The organism is Enterobacter cloacae complex sp. IR5459 (genome assembly GCF_049238005.1).
Classification (GTDB): Bacteria; Pseudomonadota; Gammaproteobacteria; order Enterobacterales; family Enterobacteriaceae; genus Enterobacter; species Enterobacter hormaechei_C.
Genome location: NZ_JBMKIG010000010.1, coordinates 31,414 through 51,952, shown reverse-complemented (window position 1 = coordinate 51,952; position 20,539 = coordinate 31,414). Strand labels below are relative to the sequence as shown.

Sequence of the window (20,539 nt, the reverse complement as noted above, 5' to 3'; positions counted from 1 at the left end):
AGGGTAGCACAACTTGTCGCGCAGGGACGTTATCCGATCAGGCTCTCAGAAGAGGAGATCAGTTTCGGGTTAAGGCAATTTTCGTAGTAGGCCTGGATTTCTGCCAGCCGCGTGCGGGAACGCTGATAGCGGCGTACGGCCTGATAACCGTTCCAGACGATGCACGCCAGCATCGCAATCAGCAGCAGGGATGTCCCTATATAGCGCCACAGGCCAGCGCTATCCGGCATACGGTGCAGGCCAATATGACGCGTGCCGTTGGCGTCGGTAAAGAGGGTGGTGACGATCCCTTCCGCGCTGAATGGCGTCTGCATCAGCATCTGCGCCAGACGCTGGAATTCGCTCCACTGCTCCTGGGCAGGATAGTCATAGAGCGAAACCTGCGGATAAGGTTGATCCACCAGGTCGCTGCCTTCATCGCTGGCAATCACAAAACCGCCCGGCGCCGGGCTGTTAAGCGCCTGGGCGGCACGGGTGGTTTCACGCATCACGAAGGGGGCGGTAGAGGTCGCCACCAGATTATCCAGCGACTCGGCGCTGACCGGACGCAGAAGCACGTTCACACCGTCCAGGCGTCCCGCTTCGGCGCGTTTCACCAGCGCGTCCCAGTCTTTGCTGTTGCCGAGGTTGACGAGCGCGTTCTTCAGCCGGATACAGTCATCCTGGGCGGAACAGAGATCCTCTGTTTTCAGGACGATTTCGCCAAAGTCATCCAGCAGCACCATGCCCGACTTCTGAATAGCCGAACGCAGGGCAGGGCTGACGCGAGAATCATCATCCGGTTTTGGATGGAGCTGGCGATTAATCGTCTGGGTGAGCGCAGTGGCCTTATTGACCACATCCGATTCCGGCAGCGGCAGCGGAGAGGCGTCATTCCAGATGATCTGAGAGCAGTCGAACGGCGCGAACGGCGAGTTCTGGCGCGTGTTCCAGGCGCCCGGCGTGTGGATATTACACATCCCGGTGCCTTTGAGGCGCAACGTATCCCCCACGCGTACACCCGCTTCTTCGAGCTGCTGTACGCTGGTGGCTTCCACAGTTTGCGCCCCTTTGATCCACGACAGGGTAAATTTAATCGGCATATCCAGCGGCACGAAGAGCAGCAGCATGATGAAGATTAACGCGGCGCCACCGGCAATCACCGCGCTGCGGAGCCAGTGCTGAAGCGGGAAGTTTTTCACTTCGTCGTGCAGGGATAAGTAGCGCCCCTGGCGTACAACGTGGCGGTCGAGATAGATATCAATATCCGTTTTATGGCCAAGGTCCTGCGCAATCCACGGCTGCCAGTGGCGCGGGTAGATAAGATCGATGATCCCGAGCGAGATATTGTTGATATGTTCCTGATCGTTCTCACCGAACAGTCCCCAGCGTTTTGGGGTTCCGCGCAGGCAGTGAATTTCGCGTAATGACGTTTTTACCGGCGGAGCAAATATGCCCCACAGCCCGGCGGCCAGAAGCAGTACTGCGCCACCCGCGAGCCACGGAACAAACACGTCCGGCGTCAGCAGGCAGATGAAAAAGAGCAGGAACGAGGCGACAATCAACACCGCTTCGCGAATGCCATCCGGGCGGCTCAGGACGTACTCTTCATGCGTTTCCTGGCGGATGTTCAGCAGTTCAATCTGCTCAGTCTCTTCACCGCGAATAGAGGCCTGCGTTCCGCTTGCGCGTTCCAGCGCAAAGCGTGGCGCTTCCTGAACATATTCGCTCAGCGTATGACCATTGAGGGAGATAACCAGCGGCAGCGTATCGGTATGGATGAGCTCGACGCTGTTTTCGTCGTTGATATATTGCTCCCAGAAGGGAGGCAGGTGCACTTCAACAGAGTCGAGATAGTAACGCCACTTGTTGGGATCGTCGGTTGTAATGCCGTAGCGGGTAATGGAGCGCGTCACGCACAGAACGGTGTCGCTTTGGGCGTTAAGGTTGAGCGATACGGGGGCGGCGCTGGCGCCGGTAGGGCCAGGCGAAAGCCGGGATCGGTTCAGCGTGTCGAGATACTGCTCAACGGTGCTGCGTTCCTCTGGCGAAAGCTTGCGCGTGTTTGCCCCGGCGAACGCGTTCAAAAAGGGCAGCCGATAACGGCGATGTACGCGGCGCCTGAATACCCACACCGCAATCGACGCGCAGGCCAGCACAGCAGCGAGAAAAATCAAAATGGTGCTCATGCTTTCCCCATCTTACTTATCTTCTTACAGGTGTTGTCAGTCGCACCTTTTGTACAATGAATGAGATTCTGTGGTCGGCTATCGGCAAGTATGGAGTCTAACTTGAGCATGTTGACGCGCATCCCAGTGACCGGTAATGATAACAAAGCCTGTTCCGGCGCGATATCAGCAAATTCCTGGAAACATTTCAACCTCTTGACATTTGTTTTGAAATGAGAATTGCATTCAATTACGTTGCATAAATGTAAATAAAGAGCAATTGACATTGCCGAAACCGTGCGGCGTATCGCACAATAAAGCCAGTTCACCCAGCAAAGACCCGTCAAGATGACCAAACCCTTACAAAAACCCACCATTCTGAATGTTGAAACCGTCGCGAAATCGCGTCTGTTTAATGTCGAAAGCGTGGATCTGGAGTTCAGCAACGGTGTGCGTCGTGTTTATGAGCGTATGCGCCCCTCCTCGCGTGAAGCGGTGATGATTGTGCCCATCGTCGACGAGCACCTGATCCTCATTCGTGAATACGCCGTGGGCACAGAATCGTACGAGCTGGGCTTCTCCAAAGGACTGATCGATCCGGGCGAAACGGTGTTTGAAGCGGCAAACCGGGAGCTGAAAGAAGAGGTCGGTTTTGGCGCGAAAGAGCTGACGTTCCTGAAAAAATTGAGCATGGCGCCGTCCTATTTCTCCAGCAAAATGAACATCGTTGTCGCGGAAGATCTCTATCCTGAATCGCTGGAAGGAGACGAGCCGGAACCGCTACCGCAGGTTCGCTGGCCGCTGGCTCATCTGATGGATTTGCTGGAAGATCCTGACTTTAACGAGGCGCGCAACGTGAGCGCACTGTTCCTGGTGCGGGAGTGGCTGAAGGGGCAGGGGCGTTTATAGCGCCACCATTAAAAACGGCAACCGAAGGTTGCCGTTTTGCATTGATGTTGTAGGCCGGGTCAGGCGTAGTCGCCACCCGGCTTTTTAGTTGGCGTCAGAACAGTTCGTGCGTCTCGCCGTTATCAATGATCTCTGTACCCACCTCATGCACCGCCTGCGTGGTTGGCTGCGTACCCTCGATGAAATACTCGGCACGGCTGTTGCCGCCATTCGCAAGCTGTCCGGTGCTGCGGTCAATATTGATCGTGACAATGCCCGGCGGAGGCGTTAGCGGCTGCTCCGGCACGCCCTCGAGAGCGGCCTTCATGTAAGCATCCCACGCCGGTTGCGCACTCTTAGCCCCACCCTCATAACCGGAAATCTGATCTTTAATCGCGCCAGAAGCGGTTGTGCGCCCCAGAGTGCGGCGGTGATCGTCAAAACCAATCCAGACCGAGGTGACAACGCCCGGGCCATAACCTGAGAACCAGGCATCTTTTGAACTGTTGGTTGTCCCGGTTTTGCCGCCGATGTCGTGGCGCTGCAAATCGCGGCCCGCTCGCCAGCCGGTGCCTTGCCAGCCCGGTTCGCCAAAGATGTTGGTGTTCAGTGCGCTCTTAATCAGGAACGACAGCGGCGTGCTGATCACGTGCGGGGCGTACTCCTGCGCGCCACTCTGGGCGACCAGCGCCTGATTGGCCTGTTCCAGCTGAGGCTGCGGCACCGCCAGATTCTGACGTTCCTGAGAGATCGCCACATCTTCCATATCCTTGTTTTCCAGGACATTGGATTTTGGCGTGTCGCCGTAAATCACCGGAATATCGCATTCAGGGCAGGCAATTTTCGGTTTCGCTTCAAACAGTACGCCGCCCTGATCGTTCTCGATTTTGCTGATGAAATACGGATCGACCAGGAATCCCCCGTTCGCCATCACCGAGTAGCCACGAGCGACCTGGAGCGGCGTAAAGGACGCGGAGCCGAGCGCCAGAGATTCGGTATGAACAATGTTTTGCGCCGGGAAGCCGAAGCGTTGCAGATACTCTGCCGCATAATCAACGCCCATCGCACGCATCGCGCGAACCATGACCACGTTCTTCGACTGGCCAAGGCCCTGACGCAGACGGATAGGGCCAGCGTATTGCGCCGGAGAGTTCTTCGGCTGCCAGTCAGAGCCCGCACCGGCATCCCAGCGGGAAATTGGCACGTCGTTGAGAATGCTGGCGAGCGTCAGCCCCTTATCCATCGCCGCGGTATACAGGAACGGTTTGATGTTCGAACCAACCTGACGCAGTGCCTGGGTCGCGCGGTTAAATTTGCTCTGGTTGAAATCGAACCCGCCAACCAGCGCCATCACGGCACCGTTCTGCGGATTGATGGAGACCAGCGCAGAGTTGACGTCCGGCACCTGCGCCAGCCACCAGACATCACCGACCTGACGGACCCAGATTTGTTGTCCGGTTTGTACCACATCGGTCACTTTACGTGGCGTCGGGCCCTGAAGAGTGTCAGAGCGGTACGGACGCGCCCAGCGGATACCCTCCATGCGCAGCGAAACGGATGTACCATCGGCCATCATCGCCACCGCTTCCTGCGGATCGGCCTGGGTGACCACAGCCGGACGCAGCGGGCCATAGGTCGGCAGCGCTTTCAGGGAATCAGTAATTTTTTTGCTGTCCCATGCGCCTTCGCCCACTCTCCACAGCACGTTGGACGGGCCGCGATAGCCGTGACGCATATCGTAATCCATCACGTTATTACGCACCGCCTGCTGGGCAGCCTGCTGTACCTTGCGGGTCACGGTGGTATAGACGCGATAACCATCTTCATACGCTTTATCACCGTAGCGACTCACCATCTCCTGGCGAACCATTTCAGTGAGATACGGTGCAGAGAAGGCGATTTCCGGCGCATGGTAATTGGCGTCAATAACGTCGCTGCGCGCCTTATCGTACTCAGACTGACTGATGTAGCCTTCGCTCAACATACGCGACAGCACCACGTTACGGCGCGCGGTGGCGCGGTCCTGCGAGTAGAGCGGGTTAAACGTGGATGGCGCTTTTGGCAGGCCGGCAATGGTCGCCATTTCGCTCAGCGTGAGCTGATCGATCGGCTTACCAAAATAAACCTGAGCCGCAGCCCCTACGCCATAGGCGCGGTAGCCCAGATAGATCTTGTTGAGGTAAAGCTCAAGGATCTCGTCTTTGCTCAGCAGTTGCTCAATGCGGATCGCGAGGAACACCTCTTTGATCTTACGCATCAGCGTCTTTTCCGGGCTGAGGAAGAAGTTACGCGCCAGCTGCTGGGTAATGGTACTTGCCCCCTGAGAGGCATGACCGGAGAACAGCGCCACGCTTGCCGCACGGAAAATACCGACCGGATCGACACCGTGGTGCTCGTAAAAACGGCTGTCCTCGGTGGCGATAAAAGCTTTCACCATCACGGGTGGGATTTGATTTAAGGTCAAAGGGATACGACGTTTCTCGCCGTATTGCGCCATCAGTTCACCATCGGCGCTATAGACCTGCATAGGGATCTGAAGCCGCACATCACGAAGCGTGGCGACATCAGGGAGTTGCGGCTCGACATATTTGTACAAACCAATAATCGAGCCTGCTCCCAGCAGAATGCAACAGACTGCAAGGATCAATAAATACTTTACGAACTTCACCGGAGATTTCCCATTTGGTTTAGCCTGGGCAGTTTCTAAACAATCGCGCGGTAGTATAAAGGCAAGCCTGATTCATTGATATAGCCGTCACTCCGACGGGCGATAAGGAGATCGTGAAGCATGGCTTTTAAAACGTGGCAAACAGGTGTTCATATTCAACAGGATAAGGTGGTTGCGGTAGCGCTGACCAGAGAGCGGGCCGGATGGCGTTTACGGCGCTGGTGGGCGGTGCCGCTGTCGGACGGCGTTATCGGGGAAGGCAAAATACTTAAGCCAGAAGAGCTGGTTAACGCATTACGTGGCTGGCGGAAAACATTGCCGCACTCGCATCGGGTATTCCTCTCATTTCCGGCAACGCGCGTTCTGCAACGCGCGTTGCCCCGTCCATCCGTTACCTTGCGTGACAGCGAACAGCTCACCTGGGTAGGCGCCGCATTAGCGCGTGAGCTGGAGATGCCCGCCGATACGCTCTGCTTTGACTACGCGCAGGATACGTTCAGCAACACTTTTCAGGTTACCGCAGCGCAAAACAGAGAGGTCGATACCCTGTTGACGCTGGCGAACGCGCTGCGTTTGCGTCTGGCAGCAATCGCCCCGGATGCCGGCGCGCTGGCTAATCTTCTCTCTGCTGTTGCCCCCGCCCGGTGCGTCGCCTGGAGAGATCAACACCAGTGGCTATGGGCGATGCGTCACCAGTGGGGGCGGCGCTACACCACAGAAGCGGCGACGGTGAATGAACTGGCGGCGCTGCTTGCGCTTTCTTCTTCTGATATCGCCGTGTTTGATGCTGCCCGCGATCCCTGGGAAGCGGTGACGCTGTGCCAGCCGCCGCTGCCGGAATGCGGTGCTGATTACACCGTCGCCCTGGCGCTGGCCATGAGCGAGGCGCCGTAATGAGCATGCCCAATCTTTTACCCTGGCGTCGGCAGCAACGTAATCAGCGCCTGCGCTTCTGGGGGATGCTGTTTGCCGCCTCATTGCTGGTGATGCTGGCGGGTGGTATCAGCCTGCGGGCGACGCAGTCTCTCGCGTTACAGGCGTTGCAGAGCGAACTGGCGGGGACACGGGCGGTGCAGAAAGTATTGAGAGCCCGTCAGCCGCAGTCAGCGGGGCTGAAAACCCCTTCGCCGCCGTCTGATCCGGCCTGGCAACCCGCGCTGGAATCGCTTGCCAGCGCAATGCCCCGGCAGGCGTGGCTGACGGCGCTGCGTTATCAGCCACCCTCGCTGACCCTGACCGGCTATACCACTTCACTGCCAGCGCTCGCAGCCATGACCGATGCGCTGAAAAGGGTGACGGGATTTAACCCCGGACCGGCAGGCGAACTGCAACAGGATAGCCTGGGGCGATGGATGTTCTCTTTTAAACTGCATAGCCGGAGGTAGCCGGTGGGTATCTGGTATCAACGCTGGGCTGATGCACGTCCTTCCCGGCGCGTCCTTTGCTGGTTGATCGCGTCGGGGCTTGTTGCGTGGGCAATTTGGGAACTACTGCTCAGGCCCGCTGCTCTGCGTTACGCCGATGTTCAGGCGCAGGCCATCAGTGCGAAGCGAATCAACGCCTCGCTGTGGCCAGAGGCCGGACGGCAAGCAGTGTTTACGCAAGTGACGCCCTCGCGGCCCTTTTCTCCCCTGGCATTTCAGCGTGAGGACGCAAGGCTGGTGTACTGGAAGCCGCAGCAGAGTGGGGGAGAGCTGGCGCTGGATGCCTCATGGGGCGCGGTTCCGGCGCTCTTTTCCCGGCTGGCGCTTGAGAACGTGCGGGTGAGTGCGTTTTCCATCATCCCACAGGGCAAACAGTTACGCCTCAGCCTGCAACTGGAGATCGGTCATGCGCAGTAAAGCCCGTTTAGTCATCCTGCTTTCTCCGCTTTTCCTGACCGGGATGCGGGATCCCTTCTCTGTGCCGGAAGAGCGTTGCGCAGCCGGGCAGCTCAGCCAGTGGCGGTATCAGGGGATAGTCAGCGGCAGCAGGGATATCGGCCTTATGCAGGACGGGCAGAAACGCTGGCACCGGGTAAAAACGCAGATGCGGTTACCGACAGGCTGGCGGGTGAGCGCGATAGATAGACAACAACTGACCGTTGATGTCGGCGATATGTGCGAGCCGAAGCGATGGACATGGCAACGAGAAGGAACGAAAAAAAGTGAAGATAAGGATAGGGCTGTTACTGGCGGTACTCAGCCAGCCCCTGTGGGCCGCGACGCCAAAACCGGTCACCCTGCTGGTGGATGATGTCCCGGTGGTGCAAATATTACAGGCGCTGGTAGCGCAGGAGGATCGCAATCTGGTGGTGTCGCCGGATGTCAGCGGTTCGCTTTCGCTGAATTTAACGCGGGTGCCCTGGAGGCAGGCGCTTCAGACGGTAGTGAACAGCGCCGGGCTGGTATTGCGGGAAGAGGGCGGCATTTTTTATGTGCATACGGCGGCCTGGCAACGGGAGCAACAGACGCGTAAAGAGCAGGAGCGGGCCCAGCGTCTGCTCGACGCCCCGCTGCACTCTCACAGCATTCCGTTTGCTTATGCGGATGCGGGCGAATTGCAAAAAGCGGCGGAAAAGCTCTTAAGCCCGAAAGGCAGTCTCTCCGTCGACAAGCGCACCAACCGTTTCCTGGTCAGGGATAACCAGACGGTGGTGGATATGCTCCAGCGCTGGGCTGTGCAGATGGATCTGCCCGTCGAGCAGGTGGAACTGGCGGCGCAGATTGTGACCATCAGTGAAAAAAGCCTGCGTGAACTGGGGGTGAAATGGAACCTCGCTGACGCAACGGAGGCCAGTAAAGTGGGTCAGGTCACGACGCTGGGTGCGGACCTGTCGGTGGCCAGTGCGACCACCCACGCAGGGTTTAACATCGGGCGCATCAACGGCAGGATGCTGGATCTTGAGTTGTCGGCGCTTGAGCAAAAGCAGCAGGTGGATATCATCGCCAGCCCGCGGCTGCTGGCATCGCACATGCAGCCGGCCAGCATCAAGCAGGGCAGCGAAATTCCGTATCAGGTTTCCAGCGGCGAGAGCGGGGCGACATCCGTTGAATTTAAAGAAGCGGTATTAGGCATGGAGGTCACGCCGGTGGTTCTGCCGGGTGGTCGTGTGCGCCTGAAATTGCATATCAGTGAAAATATGCCCGGCCAGGTGCTGCAACAGGCAGACGGCGAAACGCTGGCGATCGATAAGCAGGAGATCGAAACGCAGGTTGAGGTAAAAAGTGGGGAAACGCTCGCGCTGGGCGGGATCTTTTCGCAAAAGAATAAAACCGGACGCGACAGCGTGCCCGTGCTGGGCAACATTCCGTGGCTGGGTCAGCTGTTCCGCCATGACGGAAAAGATAACGAACGGCGCGAGTTAGTGGTGTTTATCACGCCACGTCTGGTCAGTATTCAGTAATGGGTAACGATCCCCGCAATGATTTTGCATTCAGTTTGTTGCAGATGTTTGACGTGGGGCATGAATTAGCATACAAGGAGTACCGATTTGAGTTGGACTTACGTCTTATTTCCTTATGCGCCGGGAACGGTGATTTAATCAGTTGCCAAACAAGCCGGAGTATTGAGATAATTTTTCGTCTGACTCTCGCTCTATTGCAAATGAGGTTTCAGTTCATGTCCTGCTACGCCGGGTGTCTGCGCAGCGGGGATTACCATTAACGAATAGTCTTAGTAGTACCGAAAAAATGGCAGAGAAACGCAATATCTTTCTGGTTGGGCCTATGGGTGCCGGCAAAAGCACTATTGGGCGTCAGTTAGCTCAACAACTCAATATGGAATTTTACGATTCTGATCAAGAGATTGAGAAACGAACCGGAGCGGATGTGGGCTGGGTCTTCGACGTAGAAGGCGAAGAAGGTTTCCGTGACCGAGAAGAAAAAGTGATCAACGAACTCACGGAAAAACAGGGCATTGTGCTGGCAACTGGCGGCGGCTCTGTAAAATCTCGCGAAACCCGCAACCGTCTCTCCGCCCGTGGCGTAGTGGTCTATCTTGAGACGACCATCGAAAAACAGCTGGCACGCACGCAGCGTGATAAAAAGCGCCCGTTGTTGCAGGTTGAAACACCGCCACGTGAAGTTCTGGAAGCTTTGGCCGATGAACGCAATCCTCTGTACGAAGAGATTGCTGATGTGACCATTCGTACTGACGATCAAAGCGCTAAAGTGGTTGCAAACCAGATTATTCATATGCTGGAAAGCAACTGATTCTGGCTATATATACACTCGCCTGCGGGTAAAAGCATTTAAGGTGGATGTCGCGTCATGGAGAGGATTACAGTTACTCTCGGGGAACGTAGTTACCCTATCACCATCGCGGCTGGTTTGTTTAACGACCCAGCTTCCTTCTTACCACTGAAAGCGGGTGATCAGGCGATGCTGGTCACCAACGAGACGCTGGCTCCGCTTTATCTCGACCGTGTACGTCACCTGCTTGAGCAGGCGGGCGTGAAGGTCGACAGTGTGATTCTGCCCGATGGCGAGCAGTACAAAAGCCTGACGGTACTGGATACCGTCTTTACCGCACTTCTGCAAAAACCGCACGGTCGTGATACAACACTGCTTGCCCTGGGCGGCGGCGTTGTGGGCGATCTGACCGGTTTTGCAGCTGCCAGCTACCAGCGCGGCGTGCGCTTTATTCAAATTCCAACCACGTTGCTCTCACAGGTCGATTCTTCTGTGGGCGGTAAAACGGCGGTTAACCATCCGCTCGGCAAAAACATGATTGGCGCGTTCTACCAGCCTGCATCGGTGGTGGTGGATCTCGACTGTCTGAAAACCTTGCCAGCGCGCGAACTGGCGTCCGGCCTTGCAGAAGTGATCAAATACGGCATTATTCTTGACGGGGAGTTCTTCACCTGGCTGGAAGAGAATATGGATGCGCTGCTGCGCCTCGACGGGCAGGCAATGGCCTACTGTATTCGCCGTTGTTGTGAGCTGAAAGCAGAAGTCGTTGCCGCAGATGAGCGTGAAACCGGCTTACGTGCTTTACTGAATCTGGGGCATACGTTTGGTCATGCGATCGAAGCCGAAATGGGCTACGGTAACTGGCTTCACGGTGAAGCTGTCGCTGCCGGAATGGTTATGGCGGCGCGTGCCTCTGAACGTCTGGGGCAGTTCAGGCCGGAAGAGACAGCACGTATCATCGCGTTGCTTAAACGTGCTGGCTTGCCGGTAAGTGGTCCGCAGGAAATGTCTGCGCAGGCGTACCTTCCCCACATGATGCGCGATAAAAAAGTATTAGCAGGTGAGATGCGTCTGGTACTCCCGCTTGCAATAGGGAAAAGTGAAGTGCGCGGCGGAGTGCCGCACGAAGTCGTACTTGGCGCTATTGCTGATTGTCAGCAAGCGTAACAACTAGAAAGGTCAGACCGCTGTAACAGGTGGTCGTTTTAGCTTCAGGTTAATGCAGAGTCGTTGGCAGAAGCCTTTGAGTGGGGTGTTAAATGGATGAATTCAAACCAGAAGACGAGCTGAAACCCGATCCCGGCGATCGTCGTACTGGTCGTTCTCGTCAATCTTCAGAACGTGATAACGAGCCGCAGATCAACTTTGACGATGTCGATCTGGATGCAGACGATCGTCGCCCTTCGCGTAGCCGCAACGCGCGCAATGAGCGTGAAGACGAGGAGTTTGAATCCGAAGAAGAGTTAATGGATGAACAGCCTGTTGAACGTCGACCGCGCAAGCGTAAAAAAGCGGTAGCGGCAAAACCGGCCTCCCGTCAGTACATCCTGATGGGCCTTGGCGTTCTGGTGCTGGTATTGCTGATTGTCGGCATTGGTTCCGCGCTAAAAGCCCCTTCTACCCATTCTACCGAGCAGACCGCGTCTGCCGAGAAGAGCATCGACCTGTCTGGTAACGATGCGAGCAACCAGGCGAATGGCGCTCAGCCTGCGCCGGGCACCACTTCCGCAGAGCAGACCGCAGGCAACACCAGCGCCGGTCAGGATATCTCTCTGCCGCCTGTCTCTTCTACCCCGACTCAGGGCCAGGCGCCAGCTACGCCTGAAGGCCAGCAGCGTGTTGAGGTTCAGGGCGATCTGAACAACGCGCTGATGCAGCCGCAGAATCAGGAACAGGTTAACGCTGCCGTGGTGAACTCCACGCTGCCAACTGAACCAGCCACCGTTGCGCCAGTTCATGGCAGCAATGCCCAGCAGCAGACGGCGGCAACGGAAACCAAACCGCGCCAGACGCAGACTGCACCACGCCAGGAGCGTAAGCAGGCTGTGATTGAGCCGAAGCGTGAGACGAAACCACAGGCCGTGGCAAAAGCGCCAGAAACGAAAGCGCCAGCGCAGACAAAACCTGCGGTGAGCCAGCCGGTTAAAGCGCCAACGCCAGCAGCAACCGCTGCTCCGAAAGCGACGGCGACCACAGCGGCGCCTGCTGCAACAACACCTGCGGCTCCCGCAGCCAAAACGGGCGCTTCGCCAGGTAAAACGACGGGCAACGTGGGTTCTTTGCAGTCGGCCTCTTCCAGCAACTACACCCTTCAGCTGAGCAGTTCGTCTAACTATGACAACCTCAACGCCTGGGCGAAGAAATCGAATCTGAAAAACTACGTGGTTTATCAGACGACCCGTAACGGTCAACCGTGGTATGTGCTGGTGAGTGGTATTTATGCTTCCAAAGATGAAGCAAAACGTGCCGTTTCCACGCTGCCAGCCGACGTGCAGGCGAAAAACCCGTGGGCGAAGCCGATTCATCAGGTGCAGGCCGATCTGAAGTAATGTTTAAAGCGCAGGATGCTGTCGGAGCTTTCTCCACAGCCGGAGAAGGTGTAATCAGTTAGTCAGCATGAAAAAAAATCGCGCTTTTCTGAAATGGGCAGGGGGGAAATACCCCCTGCTCGACGATATTAAAAAGCACCTGCCGAAAGGCGAGTGTCTTATCGAGCCCTTCGTGGGTGCTGGATCGGTGTTCCTGAATACCGATTTTTCTCGTTATATCCTGGCGGATATCAACAGCGACCTTATTAGCCTCTATAACATCGTCAAACTGCGTACCGATGAGTATGTGGAAGAGGCACGGAAGCTGTTTACGCCAGAGAACAACAACCCGGACGTCTACTATCAGTTCCGCGCTGAGTTTAATCAAAGCCAGGATCCGTTCCGTCGCGCGCTGTTGTTTCTTTATCTCAACCGCCATGGCTACAACGGTCTGTGCCGGTATAATCTGCGTGGCGAGTTTAACGTGCCGTTTGGCCGCTATAAGCGTCCCTATTTCCCGCAGGACGAGCTGTATCACTTTGCTGAAAAAGCGCAGAATGCCGAGTTCTACTGTCTCTCATATGAAAAGTGCATGGAACTGGCGGGCGTAAACTCGGTGGTCTACTGCGACCCGCCTTACGCGCCGCTGTCTGCCACGGCAAATTTCACCGCCTACCACACCAATAGCTTCAGCCCGGCCGAGCAGGCTCGTCTGGCTGAGATGGCGGAAAAGCTGGTCAGCAAAAGAATTCCGGTGTTAATTTCGAATCACGACACGCCTGATACGCGCGAATGGTACAAAGCCGCGAAGCATTTTCAGGTAAAAGTGCGGCGTAGCATTAGCAGCAACGGCGGCACACGTAAAAAGGTGGACGAACTTCTGGCGCTTTATCGACCCTGAGCCTTTGCCCGCCGGTAAACACATTTCAAGGAGATGCGGATGAAACAGTTTTTGATTGCCCCCTCAATTCTGTCGGCCGATTTTGCCCGCCTGGGTGAAGACACTGCCAAAGCTCTCGCGGCTGGCGCGGATGTCGTCCATTTCGACGTTATGGATAACCACTACGTTCCCAACCTGACCATCGGTCCGATGGTGCTTAAAGCACTGCGTAACTACGGGATCACCGCGCCCATTGACGTGCATCTGATGGTGAAACCGGTTGACCGCATCGTACCCGATTTCGCCGCGGCGGGTGCCAGCATCATCACTTTCCACCCGGAAGCCTCCGAACACGTTGACCGCACGCTACAGCTGATCAAAGAGAACGGCTGTAAGGCGGGACTGGTCTTTAACCCGGCGACCCCGCTGAGCTATCTCGACTACGTGATGGACAAGCTGGACGTGATCCTGCTGATGTCCGTCAACCCTGGCTTTGGTGGTCAGTCATTTATCCCTCAGACCCTCGACAAACTGCGTGAAGTGCGCCGCCGTATCGATGAGTCTGGCTATGATATTCGTCTGGAAGTGGACGGCGGCGTGAAGGTCAATAACATCGGTGAGATTGCGGCGGCAGGGGCGGATATGTTCGTCGCAGGCTCCGCCATCTTCGATCAACCGGATTACAAAAAAGTCATTGATGAAATGCGCCGTGAACTGGCGAAGGTAAGTCATGGATAAATTGCAGGCTATTCGGGGTGTAGCATTTGACCTCGACGGCACGCTGGTCGACAGCGCGCCAGGATTAACCAGCGCCGTCGATCAGGCGCTGTATGCCCTTGAACTCCCCGTTGCAGGCGAAGAGCGCGTCGTGACGTGGATTGGTAACGGTGCAGACGTGCTGATGGAGCGCGCGCTGACCTGGGCTCGTCAGGAGCGTGCCTCTCAGCGTTCCGCGCAAGGTAAACCGAGTGTTGACCACGCGGATATTCCCCAGGATGAGCAGCAGCGTATTCTGCGCAAACTGTTCGACCGTTTCTACGAAGAGACCGTCGAAGAGGGCAGCTTCCTGTTCCCGGATGTCGCTGAAACGCTGAGCGCGCTACATGCTAAAGGCATCCCGCTGGGGCTGGTGACTAACAAGCCGACACCGTTCGTTGCGCCTCTGCTGGAAGCGCTGAATATCGCGAAATACTTCTCCGTAATTGTGGGCGGCGATGACGTACAGAATAAAAAGCCGCATCCGGAACCGCTATTGCTGGTGGCAGGAAAATTATCCTTAGCACCTGCGGAGCTGCTCTTTGTCGGGGATTCCCGCAATGATATTCTGGCTGCCAGAGCGGCAGGTTGCCCGTCGGTTGGGTTGACCTACGGCTACAACTACGGTGAAGCCATTACGCTGAGTGAGCCGGACGTTGTGTTCGACCACTTCAAAGATTTGTTGCCCGCACTCGGGCTCTCGCACAGTGAACATCAGGAATTGAATAATGACTAAGCCCATCGTTTTTAGTGGCGCACAGCCTTCAGGTGAACTGACCATTGGTAACTACATGGGTGCGTTACGTCAGTGGGTGAGCATGCAGGATGACTACCACTGCATTTACTGCATCGTGGATTTGCATGCTATCACCGCGCGTCAGGATCCCGAGAAGCTGCGCAAGGCGACGCTCGATACGCTGGCGCTGTACCTGGCGTGCGGTATCGATCCAGAGAAGAGCACCATTTTCGTTCAGTCTCACGTACCAGAGCACGCGCAGCTGGGCTGGGCGCTGAACTGCTACACCTATTTCGGCGAGCTGAGCCGCATGACCCAGTTCAAGGATAAGTCTGCGCGCTACTCTGAGAACATCAACGCCGGTCTGTTTGACTATCCGGTGCTGATGGCGGCCGACATTCTGCTGTACCAGACCAACCAGGTGCCGGTGGGTGAAGACCAGAAGCAGCACCTGGAGCTGAGCCGCGATATTGCCCAGCGCTTCAATGCGCTTTACGGCGACGTGTTCAAAGTGCCTGAGCCGTTTATTCCGAAATCCGGCGCGCGCGTGATGTCCCTGCTGGAGCCGACCAAAAAGATGTCCAAGTCTGACGATAACCGCAACAACGTTATCGGCCTGCTGGAAGATCCGAAATCGGTGGTGAAAAAGCTCAAGCGTGCGGTGACCGACTCCGATGAGCCGCCAGTGGTGCGCTACGACGTGCAGAACAAAGCGGGCGTATCCAACCTGCTGGACATTCTCTCCGGTGTGACCGGACAGAGCATCCCTGAGCTGGAAAAACACTTTGAAGGCAAGATGTACGGCCACCTGAAAGGCGAAGTGGCAGACGCCGTTTCCGGCATGCTGACCGAGTTGCAGGAGCGCTATCACCGTTACCGTAACGACGAAGCTTTCCTGCAAAAAGTGATGAAAGAGGGCGCAGAAAAAGCCAGCGCGCGCGCGTCGGAAACCCTGAAAGCGGTGTACGAGGCGATTGGGTTTGTGGCGAAACCTTAAGCCGCCACCCGACAAATACGGACTCAATAAAAAAACCGGGAAATTCCCGGTTTTTTTACGCCTGAAAAACGCTTACTGCTGTGCCGCCGGGCCGCAACCGCCAATGATCTTCGAAATGGAGATCGCCGGATGCAGCAGGTAATCATAGCTGCAATTATTTTTAGTATTTTGAACGTGACCGGTGCAGGCCGTCAGAGTTGATAACAGGCCGACCAGAACGGCAGCTTTAGCCAGTTTGAACATACGCATTCCTTGTCTAAAAATCTAAAATTGGATGTAACACGAGGGAATAAATGGAAAAGTTCCATTATGCGGGCGGTATGTTATCGATTGAGGTAAGAAGGGAGTAGTCCGCTTCAAGACTACTCCCGGGAGAGAGATTGTGCGTTAGTGGCTGGAGAACCAGTTCAGTTTTTCACGCAGTGCTACCACGCGGCCCACCACGATCAGCGCCGGGCTTTCAACCTGCTGCGCCAGCTCACCCAGCTGCGTCAGCACGCCATCGACCACGCGCTGCGTAATGGCGGTGCCGTTTTCCACCAGTGCGACCGGCATATCTGCTTCCATGCCGTGCTCCAGCAGTTTCGCCTGAATCGTGGCTGCCTGATTTAGCCCCATGTAGAAGACCAGCGTCTGCTTTTCAGCGGCCAGATTATGCCAGTCCAGCTCGCTGCCGGTTTTCAGGTGGCCCGTCACCAGGCGCACGCTCTGGGCATAGTCGCGATGGGTTAACGGAATGCCGGAATAGGCAGAACAGCCGGATGCCGCCGTAATACCCGGCACCACGGAGAATGGAATGCCCGCGTTGCAGAGAGTTTCCAGCTCCTCGCCGCCGCGACCAAAGATAAAGGGATCGCCCCCTTTCAGACGCACCACACGCTTACCTTTCTGCGCTTCCCGCAGCAGGATCTGGTTGATCTCCTCCTGCGGTACGCAGTGATAACCTGCCCGTTTGCCGACGAACACGCGGTCAGCATCGCGGCGTACCAGATTCATGATGTCATCAGAGACCAGACGGTCATACACCACGATGTCCGCCTGCTGGATCTGCTGGAGACCCTTCAGCGTCAGCAGGCCCGCATCGCCGGGACCTGCGCCCACCAGTACCACTTCACCGCGATGGTCCAGCGGCTCGCTCAGGAGCTGTTCGGTCGTCTCTTCAACGGCTTTGGTGTCCTGATTGGCAAGGGACTGCGCCAGCCTGTCGTTGACAAAGAACTTCTCCCAGAAGCGACGGCGTTCGCCCACGGTTGCGAAGGTATGCTTCACGCGGGAGCGCAGCTCTCCGGCGTATTGGGCAATCTGACCAAGATGCTGCGGCAGCACGGCTTCCAGTTTTTCCCGTAGCAGACGGGCAAGAACGGGCGAGCGCCCGCCGGACGACACCGCAATCATCAGCGGTGAACGGTCGATAATCGACGGCATGATAAAGCTCGCCTCTTTCGGCGCATCCACAACGTTACAGAAGATGCGGCGCGCTTCGCAGGCGTCGCTGACGCGCTGGTTAACGTCATCGTTATCCGTTGCGGCGATGGTCAGCCAGCAGGTATCCAGCAGGGATTCGTCAAATTCGCCCTGCACCTGGGTGAGCATCCCTTCCTGCGCCCAGACGTCAAACTGTGGGGCGAAAGTGAGGGCGTTGACGGTCAGCCGGGCGCCTGCCTCTAACAGCAGGCGTGCCTTGCGTTCAGCCACATCGCCGCCGCCCACGAGCAGGCAGTCGCGGTTGCGTAATTGACAAAAAATCGGCAGGTGATCCACGACGTTACCTCACAGCATTCATGGCGGGGGAAGAATTGACGTCAGGATAACAGCAGGAATCGTACAGAACATACGGTTTTTCCTGCCGTTACCCATAAGGGGTCATAAGCCTTTCCTATTGAAAAGGCGAGAGGTTACGCTTTCAGCTGCACCTCGCCGTCCTTCACGCGGACGTCGTAGTGTTTGACCGAGAAGCTTTCATCTTCCATGCAGAGTCCGTCGGTTAAGCGGAAGCGCTGCTTTTTCAGCGGGCTGGCAACCCACAGTTCGCCCTGGTGCTCCGCAATCAGACCGCGGGAGAGCACGCTGGCCTCGAAGAACGGGTCGATATTGCTGATGGCATAGACCTGTTCATCGTGGCGAGGGCGGAAAATCGCCACCTGCTCGTTGCCCAGCAGGGCACAGACGCCGGTTGCTGGCAGAATGTCGTTAATATTGCAGATGTTTACCCACTGGCTCATGCGTTTTCCTCCACCAGCATCACCGGAATACGTTCATACGGGGTCGCTGGACGATGCTGTTCACGCTCCGGCACCACCTGCACGTTCGGGTCGCGCTGGGTGCTGTTGATAAAGTGTTTGAAGCGCGTCTGCGCCGCTGGCGTGTTCACGGTTTCGGTCCACTCGCAGATCACCGCCTCGCGCAGGCGAGTCATCTCGGATTCCAGCTGTTCATTCAGGCCCAGCTTGTCGTCGATAATGACCGACTTCAGGTAGTCGATGCCGCCCTCGAGGTTATCAAGCCAGGAGGCGGTACGGGTCAGCTTATCGGCGGTACGGATGTAGAACATCATGAAGCGGTCGAGGTATTTGATCAGCGTATCGCGATCGAGATCGGCGGCCAGCAGATCCGCGTGGCGAGGTTTCATCCCGCCGTTGCCGCACACGTACAGGTTCCAGCCTTTCTCGGTGGCAATAATACCCACGTCTTTACCCTGCGCTTCCGCACATTCGCGGGTACAGCCGGAGACGCCGAACTTCATTTTGTGCGGGGTACGGATGCCTTTGTAGCGGTTTTCCAGCTCAACGCCGAATCCCACGCTGTCGCCGACGCCGTAGCGACACCAGGTGCTGCCCACGCAGGTTTTCGCCATGCGCAGCGCTTTGGCGTACGCGTGGCCGGTTTCGAAGCCCGCTTCAATCAGCTGACGCCAGATTTCCGGCAGGTCGTCCTTCTGCGCGCCGAACAGGCCGATACGCTGGGAACCGGTGATTTTGGTGTACAGGTTAAACTCACGGGCGATACGACCCACGGCGACCAGCCCTTCCGGGGTGATTTCCCCTCCGGCAGAACGCGGGATCACCGAGTAAGTCCCGTCTTTCTGAATATTGGCCAGGAAGTTATCGTTGGTGTCCTGAAGCGGAGTGTGTTCTGGTTTGAGCACATATTCGTTCCAGCAGGACGCCAGCAGCGAACCGACGGTAGGCTTACATATCTCACAGCCATAGCCTTGGCCGTGTTTCTCCAGCAGTTCGTCAAAGGACTTAATGCCCTCCACGCGGATCAGGTGGTACAGCTCCTGGCGAGAGTAAGCGAAGTGCTCGCACAGGTTGTTGTTCACTTCAATGCCCTGTTTTGCCAGCTCGGCGTTCAGCACCTGGGTGACCAGCGGGATACAGCCGCCGCAGCCGGTCCCGGCTTTGGTTTCCGCCTTCAGCGCCGCAACGGTGTGGCAGCCTTTGTTAATGGCGGAGATCAGCATGCCTTTGGTGACGTCGAAGCAGGAACAGATTTGCGCGCTGTCCGGCAGTTTATCCACGCCAATGGACGGCTTACCGCTGGAGGCGTGCGCCGGGAGGATCAGCGCGTCCGGGTTTTCCGGCAGCTCAATGGCGTTCAGCACCAGCTGGAGCAGGTTGCCGAAGTCGCTGGTGTCGCCCACCAGCACCGCCCCGAGCAGGGTTTTGTTGTCCTGGCTGACGATAAGACGTTTGTAGACTTCTTTGCTTTCGTCCAGATAAACATAGCTGCGGGAGTTCGGGGTGCGACCATGCGCATCGCCAATACCGCCCACGTCCACGCCCAGCAGCTTCAGCTTGGCGCTCATGTCTGCGCCGGTGAAGGCGTTTTCGCTGCCGAGGATATGGTCAACGGCGACCTGCGCCATTTTGTACCCAGGCGCGACCAGGCCGAATACGCGGTTGTTCCAGCTGGCGCATTCGCCGATGGCGTAAATATCCGGGTCGGAGGTCTGGCAGGTGTCGTTAATCATGATCCCACCGCGCTGCGCGACGGCCAGACCGCATTGCGTTGCCAGCTTGTCGCGCGGGCGGATACCGGTGGAGAAGACGATGAAGTCCACTTCCAGCTCGCTGCCGTCGGCAAAGCGCATGGTTTTGCGTGCTTCAGTCCCTTCCTGAACGATCTCTTTGGTGTTTTTGCTGGTGTGAACTTTCACGCCCATGCTTTCGATCTTACGGCGCAGCTGATCGCCACCCATGTGGTCGAGCTGTTCGGCCATCAGCATCGGGGCAAATTCGATAACGTGGGTTTCAACGCCGAGGTTTTTCAGCGCGCCTGCCGCTTCCAGACCCAGCAGACCACCGCCGACAACCGCGCCGCGTTTGCTTCGACGTGCGCAGGATTCGATGGCGTTGAGGTCTTCAATGGTACGGTAAACGAAACAATCCTGGGTTTCCGACCCTTTAATAGGCGGGATCCACGGATACGAGCCCGTCGCCATGATCAGCTTATCGTAAAAAACCGTACGTCCGGCGCTGGAGTGGATTACTTTCTCCTGACGGTTGATGGTGATAGCGCGTTCGCCCACCAGCACTTTTACGCCATGCTTCTCGTAGAACCCTTCACGCACCAGAGAGAGCTCTTCGGCGGTATGGTGAGAGAAGTAAGAAGACAAGTGCACACGGTCGTACGCCTTGCGGGGTTCTTCACAGAACACGGTAATATCGAACTGCTCAGCATCGGCTTTATCGAGAAGATCCTCAATAAAGCGGTGGCCGACCATGCCGTTACCGATGATAGCGAGTCTGACTTTGCTCATTTTTG

19 protein-coding genes are annotated in these 20,539 nt (G+C 56.8%); 13 read left to right on the top strand and 6 right to left on the bottom strand.

Annotated elements, in window-relative coordinates; translation table 11 throughout:
* Positions 1–29 precede the first annotated feature (29 nt).
* Complete coding sequence (locus ACOTX4_RS19300; protein WP_045330068.1) at positions 30–2,168, bottom strand: intracellular growth attenuator family protein; 2,139 nt, start codon at positions 2,166–2,168, stop codon at positions 30–32.
* 327 nt (positions 2,169–2,495) lie between these two features.
* On the opposite strand from ACOTX4_RS19300, the gene nudE reads away from it, so the two are divergent.
* Entirely contained in the window at positions 2,496–3,056 is a 561-nt protein-coding gene (nudE, locus tag ACOTX4_RS19295; protein ID WP_003861622.1) for an ADP compounds hydrolase NudE, read from the top strand.
* 94 nt (positions 3,057–3,150) lie between these two features.
* Here nudE and mrcA read toward each other — a convergent pair whose 3' ends face one another.
* Positions 3,151–5,703 carry a peptidoglycan glycosyltransferase/peptidoglycan DD-transpeptidase MrcA gene (gene mrcA / locus ACOTX4_RS19290; protein WP_045330072.1) on the bottom strand — a complete coding sequence of 851 codons (2,553 nt, stop codon included), beginning with the start codon at positions 5,701–5,703 and terminating at the stop codon, positions 3,151–3,153.
* A gap of 120 nt (positions 5,704–5,823) precedes the next feature.
* Between mrcA and pilM the strand changes: the two genes are divergently transcribed.
* The 12 genes from pilM to trpS all read left to right on the top strand — a co-directional run bounded on the left by pilM (position 5,824) and on the right by trpS (position 15,772).
* The gene (gene pilM, locus ACOTX4_RS19285) at positions 5,824–6,597 is read left to right on the top strand and encodes a pilus assembly protein PilM (RefSeq protein WP_023314952.1); all 774 of its coding nucleotides are present in this window, start codon (positions 5,824–5,826) and stop codon (positions 6,595–6,597) included.
* Positions 6,597–7,088, top strand: coding sequence for a PilN domain-containing protein (locus tag ACOTX4_RS19280; protein WP_045330075.1), 492 nt, complete (start codon positions 6,597–6,599; stop codon positions 7,086–7,088). Before pilM ends, ACOTX4_RS19280 begins: the two co-directional genes overlap by 1 nt.
* A gap of 276 nt (positions 7,089–7,364) precedes the next feature.
* The gene (locus ACOTX4_RS19275) at positions 7,365–7,544 is read left to right on the top strand and encodes a hypothetical protein (RefSeq protein WP_022651950.1); all 180 of its coding nucleotides are present in this window, start codon (positions 7,365–7,367) and stop codon (positions 7,542–7,544) included.
* Positions 7,534–7,938 carry a HofP DNA utilization family protein gene (locus ACOTX4_RS19270; protein WP_003861627.1) on the top strand — a complete coding sequence of 135 codons (405 nt, stop codon included), beginning with the start codon at positions 7,534–7,536 and terminating at the stop codon, positions 7,936–7,938. Before ACOTX4_RS19275 ends, ACOTX4_RS19270 begins: the two co-directional genes overlap by 11 nt.
* Positions 7,850–9,088 (top strand): DNA uptake porin HofQ, encoded by a 1,239-nt coding sequence (hofQ, locus tag ACOTX4_RS19265; protein WP_003861628.1) that lies wholly within the window; start codon positions 7,850–7,852, stop codon positions 9,086–9,088. The genes ACOTX4_RS19270 and hofQ overlap by 89 nt, the downstream gene beginning before the upstream one ends.
* 286 nt (positions 9,089–9,374) lie before the next feature.
* Positions 9,375–9,896 (top strand): shikimate kinase AroK, encoded by a 522-nt coding sequence (aroK, locus tag ACOTX4_RS19260; RefSeq protein WP_003861630.1) that lies wholly within the window; start codon positions 9,375–9,377, stop codon positions 9,894–9,896.
* A gap of 57 nt (positions 9,897–9,953) precedes the next feature.
* Complete coding sequence (gene aroB / locus ACOTX4_RS19255) at positions 9,954–11,042, top strand: 3-dehydroquinate synthase (RefSeq protein ID WP_003861631.1); 1,089 nt, start codon at positions 9,954–9,956, stop codon at positions 11,040–11,042.
* Between the two features lie 92 nt (positions 11,043–11,134).
* On the top strand, positions 11,135–12,424 hold the full coding sequence (damX, locus tag ACOTX4_RS19250) for a cell division protein DamX (RefSeq protein ID WP_421635413.1): 1,290 nt from the start codon (positions 11,135–11,137) through the stop codon (positions 12,422–12,424).
* A gap of 67 nt (positions 12,425–12,491) precedes the next feature.
* The gene (gene dam, locus ACOTX4_RS19245) at positions 12,492–13,304 is read left to right on the top strand and encodes an adenine-specific DNA-methyltransferase (RefSeq protein ID WP_023323825.1); all 813 of its coding nucleotides are present in this window, start codon (positions 12,492–12,494) and stop codon (positions 13,302–13,304) included.
* A 39-nt stretch (positions 13,305–13,343) separates the two neighbouring features.
* On the top strand, positions 13,344–14,021 hold the full coding sequence (gene rpe, locus ACOTX4_RS19240; RefSeq protein ID WP_003861634.1) for a ribulose-phosphate 3-epimerase: 678 nt from the start codon (positions 13,344–13,346) through the stop codon (positions 14,019–14,021).
* Positions 14,014–14,775 (top strand): phosphoglycolate phosphatase, encoded by a 762-nt coding sequence (gph, locus tag ACOTX4_RS19235; protein WP_045330082.1) that lies wholly within the window; start codon positions 14,014–14,016, stop codon positions 14,773–14,775. Before rpe ends, gph begins: the two co-directional genes overlap by 8 nt.
* A complete protein-coding gene (gene trpS, locus ACOTX4_RS19230; RefSeq protein ID WP_023298773.1) occupies positions 14,768–15,772 on the top strand; it encodes a tryptophan--tRNA ligase in 1,005 nt (334 codons plus the stop codon). Before gph ends, trpS begins: the two co-directional genes overlap by 8 nt.
* 72 nt (positions 15,773–15,844) lie before the next feature.
* Here the strand turns inward: trpS and ACOTX4_RS19225 are convergent, their stop codons facing one another.
* From ACOTX4_RS19225 to nirB, 4 genes are all read right to left on the bottom strand, one after another.
* Entirely contained in the window at positions 15,845–16,015 is a 171-nt protein-coding gene (locus tag ACOTX4_RS19225) for a YhfL family protein (protein ID WP_008503029.1), read from the bottom strand.
* 144 nt (positions 16,016–16,159) lie between these two features.
* Entirely contained in the window at positions 16,160–17,533 is a 1,374-nt protein-coding gene (gene cysG / locus ACOTX4_RS19220) for a siroheme synthase CysG (RefSeq protein WP_045330086.1), read from the bottom strand.
* Between the two features lie 134 nt (positions 17,534–17,667).
* Positions 17,668–17,994, bottom strand: a complete 327-nt coding sequence (gene nirD, locus ACOTX4_RS19215) for a nitrite reductase small subunit NirD (RefSeq protein ID WP_015571429.1) — start codon at positions 17,992–17,994, stop codon at positions 17,668–17,670.
* Positions 17,991–20,534: a nitrite reductase large subunit NirB gene (nirB, locus tag ACOTX4_RS19210; protein WP_023323822.1), complete on the bottom strand. Its 2,544-nt coding sequence runs from the start codon at positions 20,532–20,534 to the stop codon at positions 17,991–17,993. Before nirB ends, nirD begins: the two co-directional genes overlap by 4 nt.
* Between the last annotated feature and the right edge of the window lie 5 nt (positions 20,535–20,539).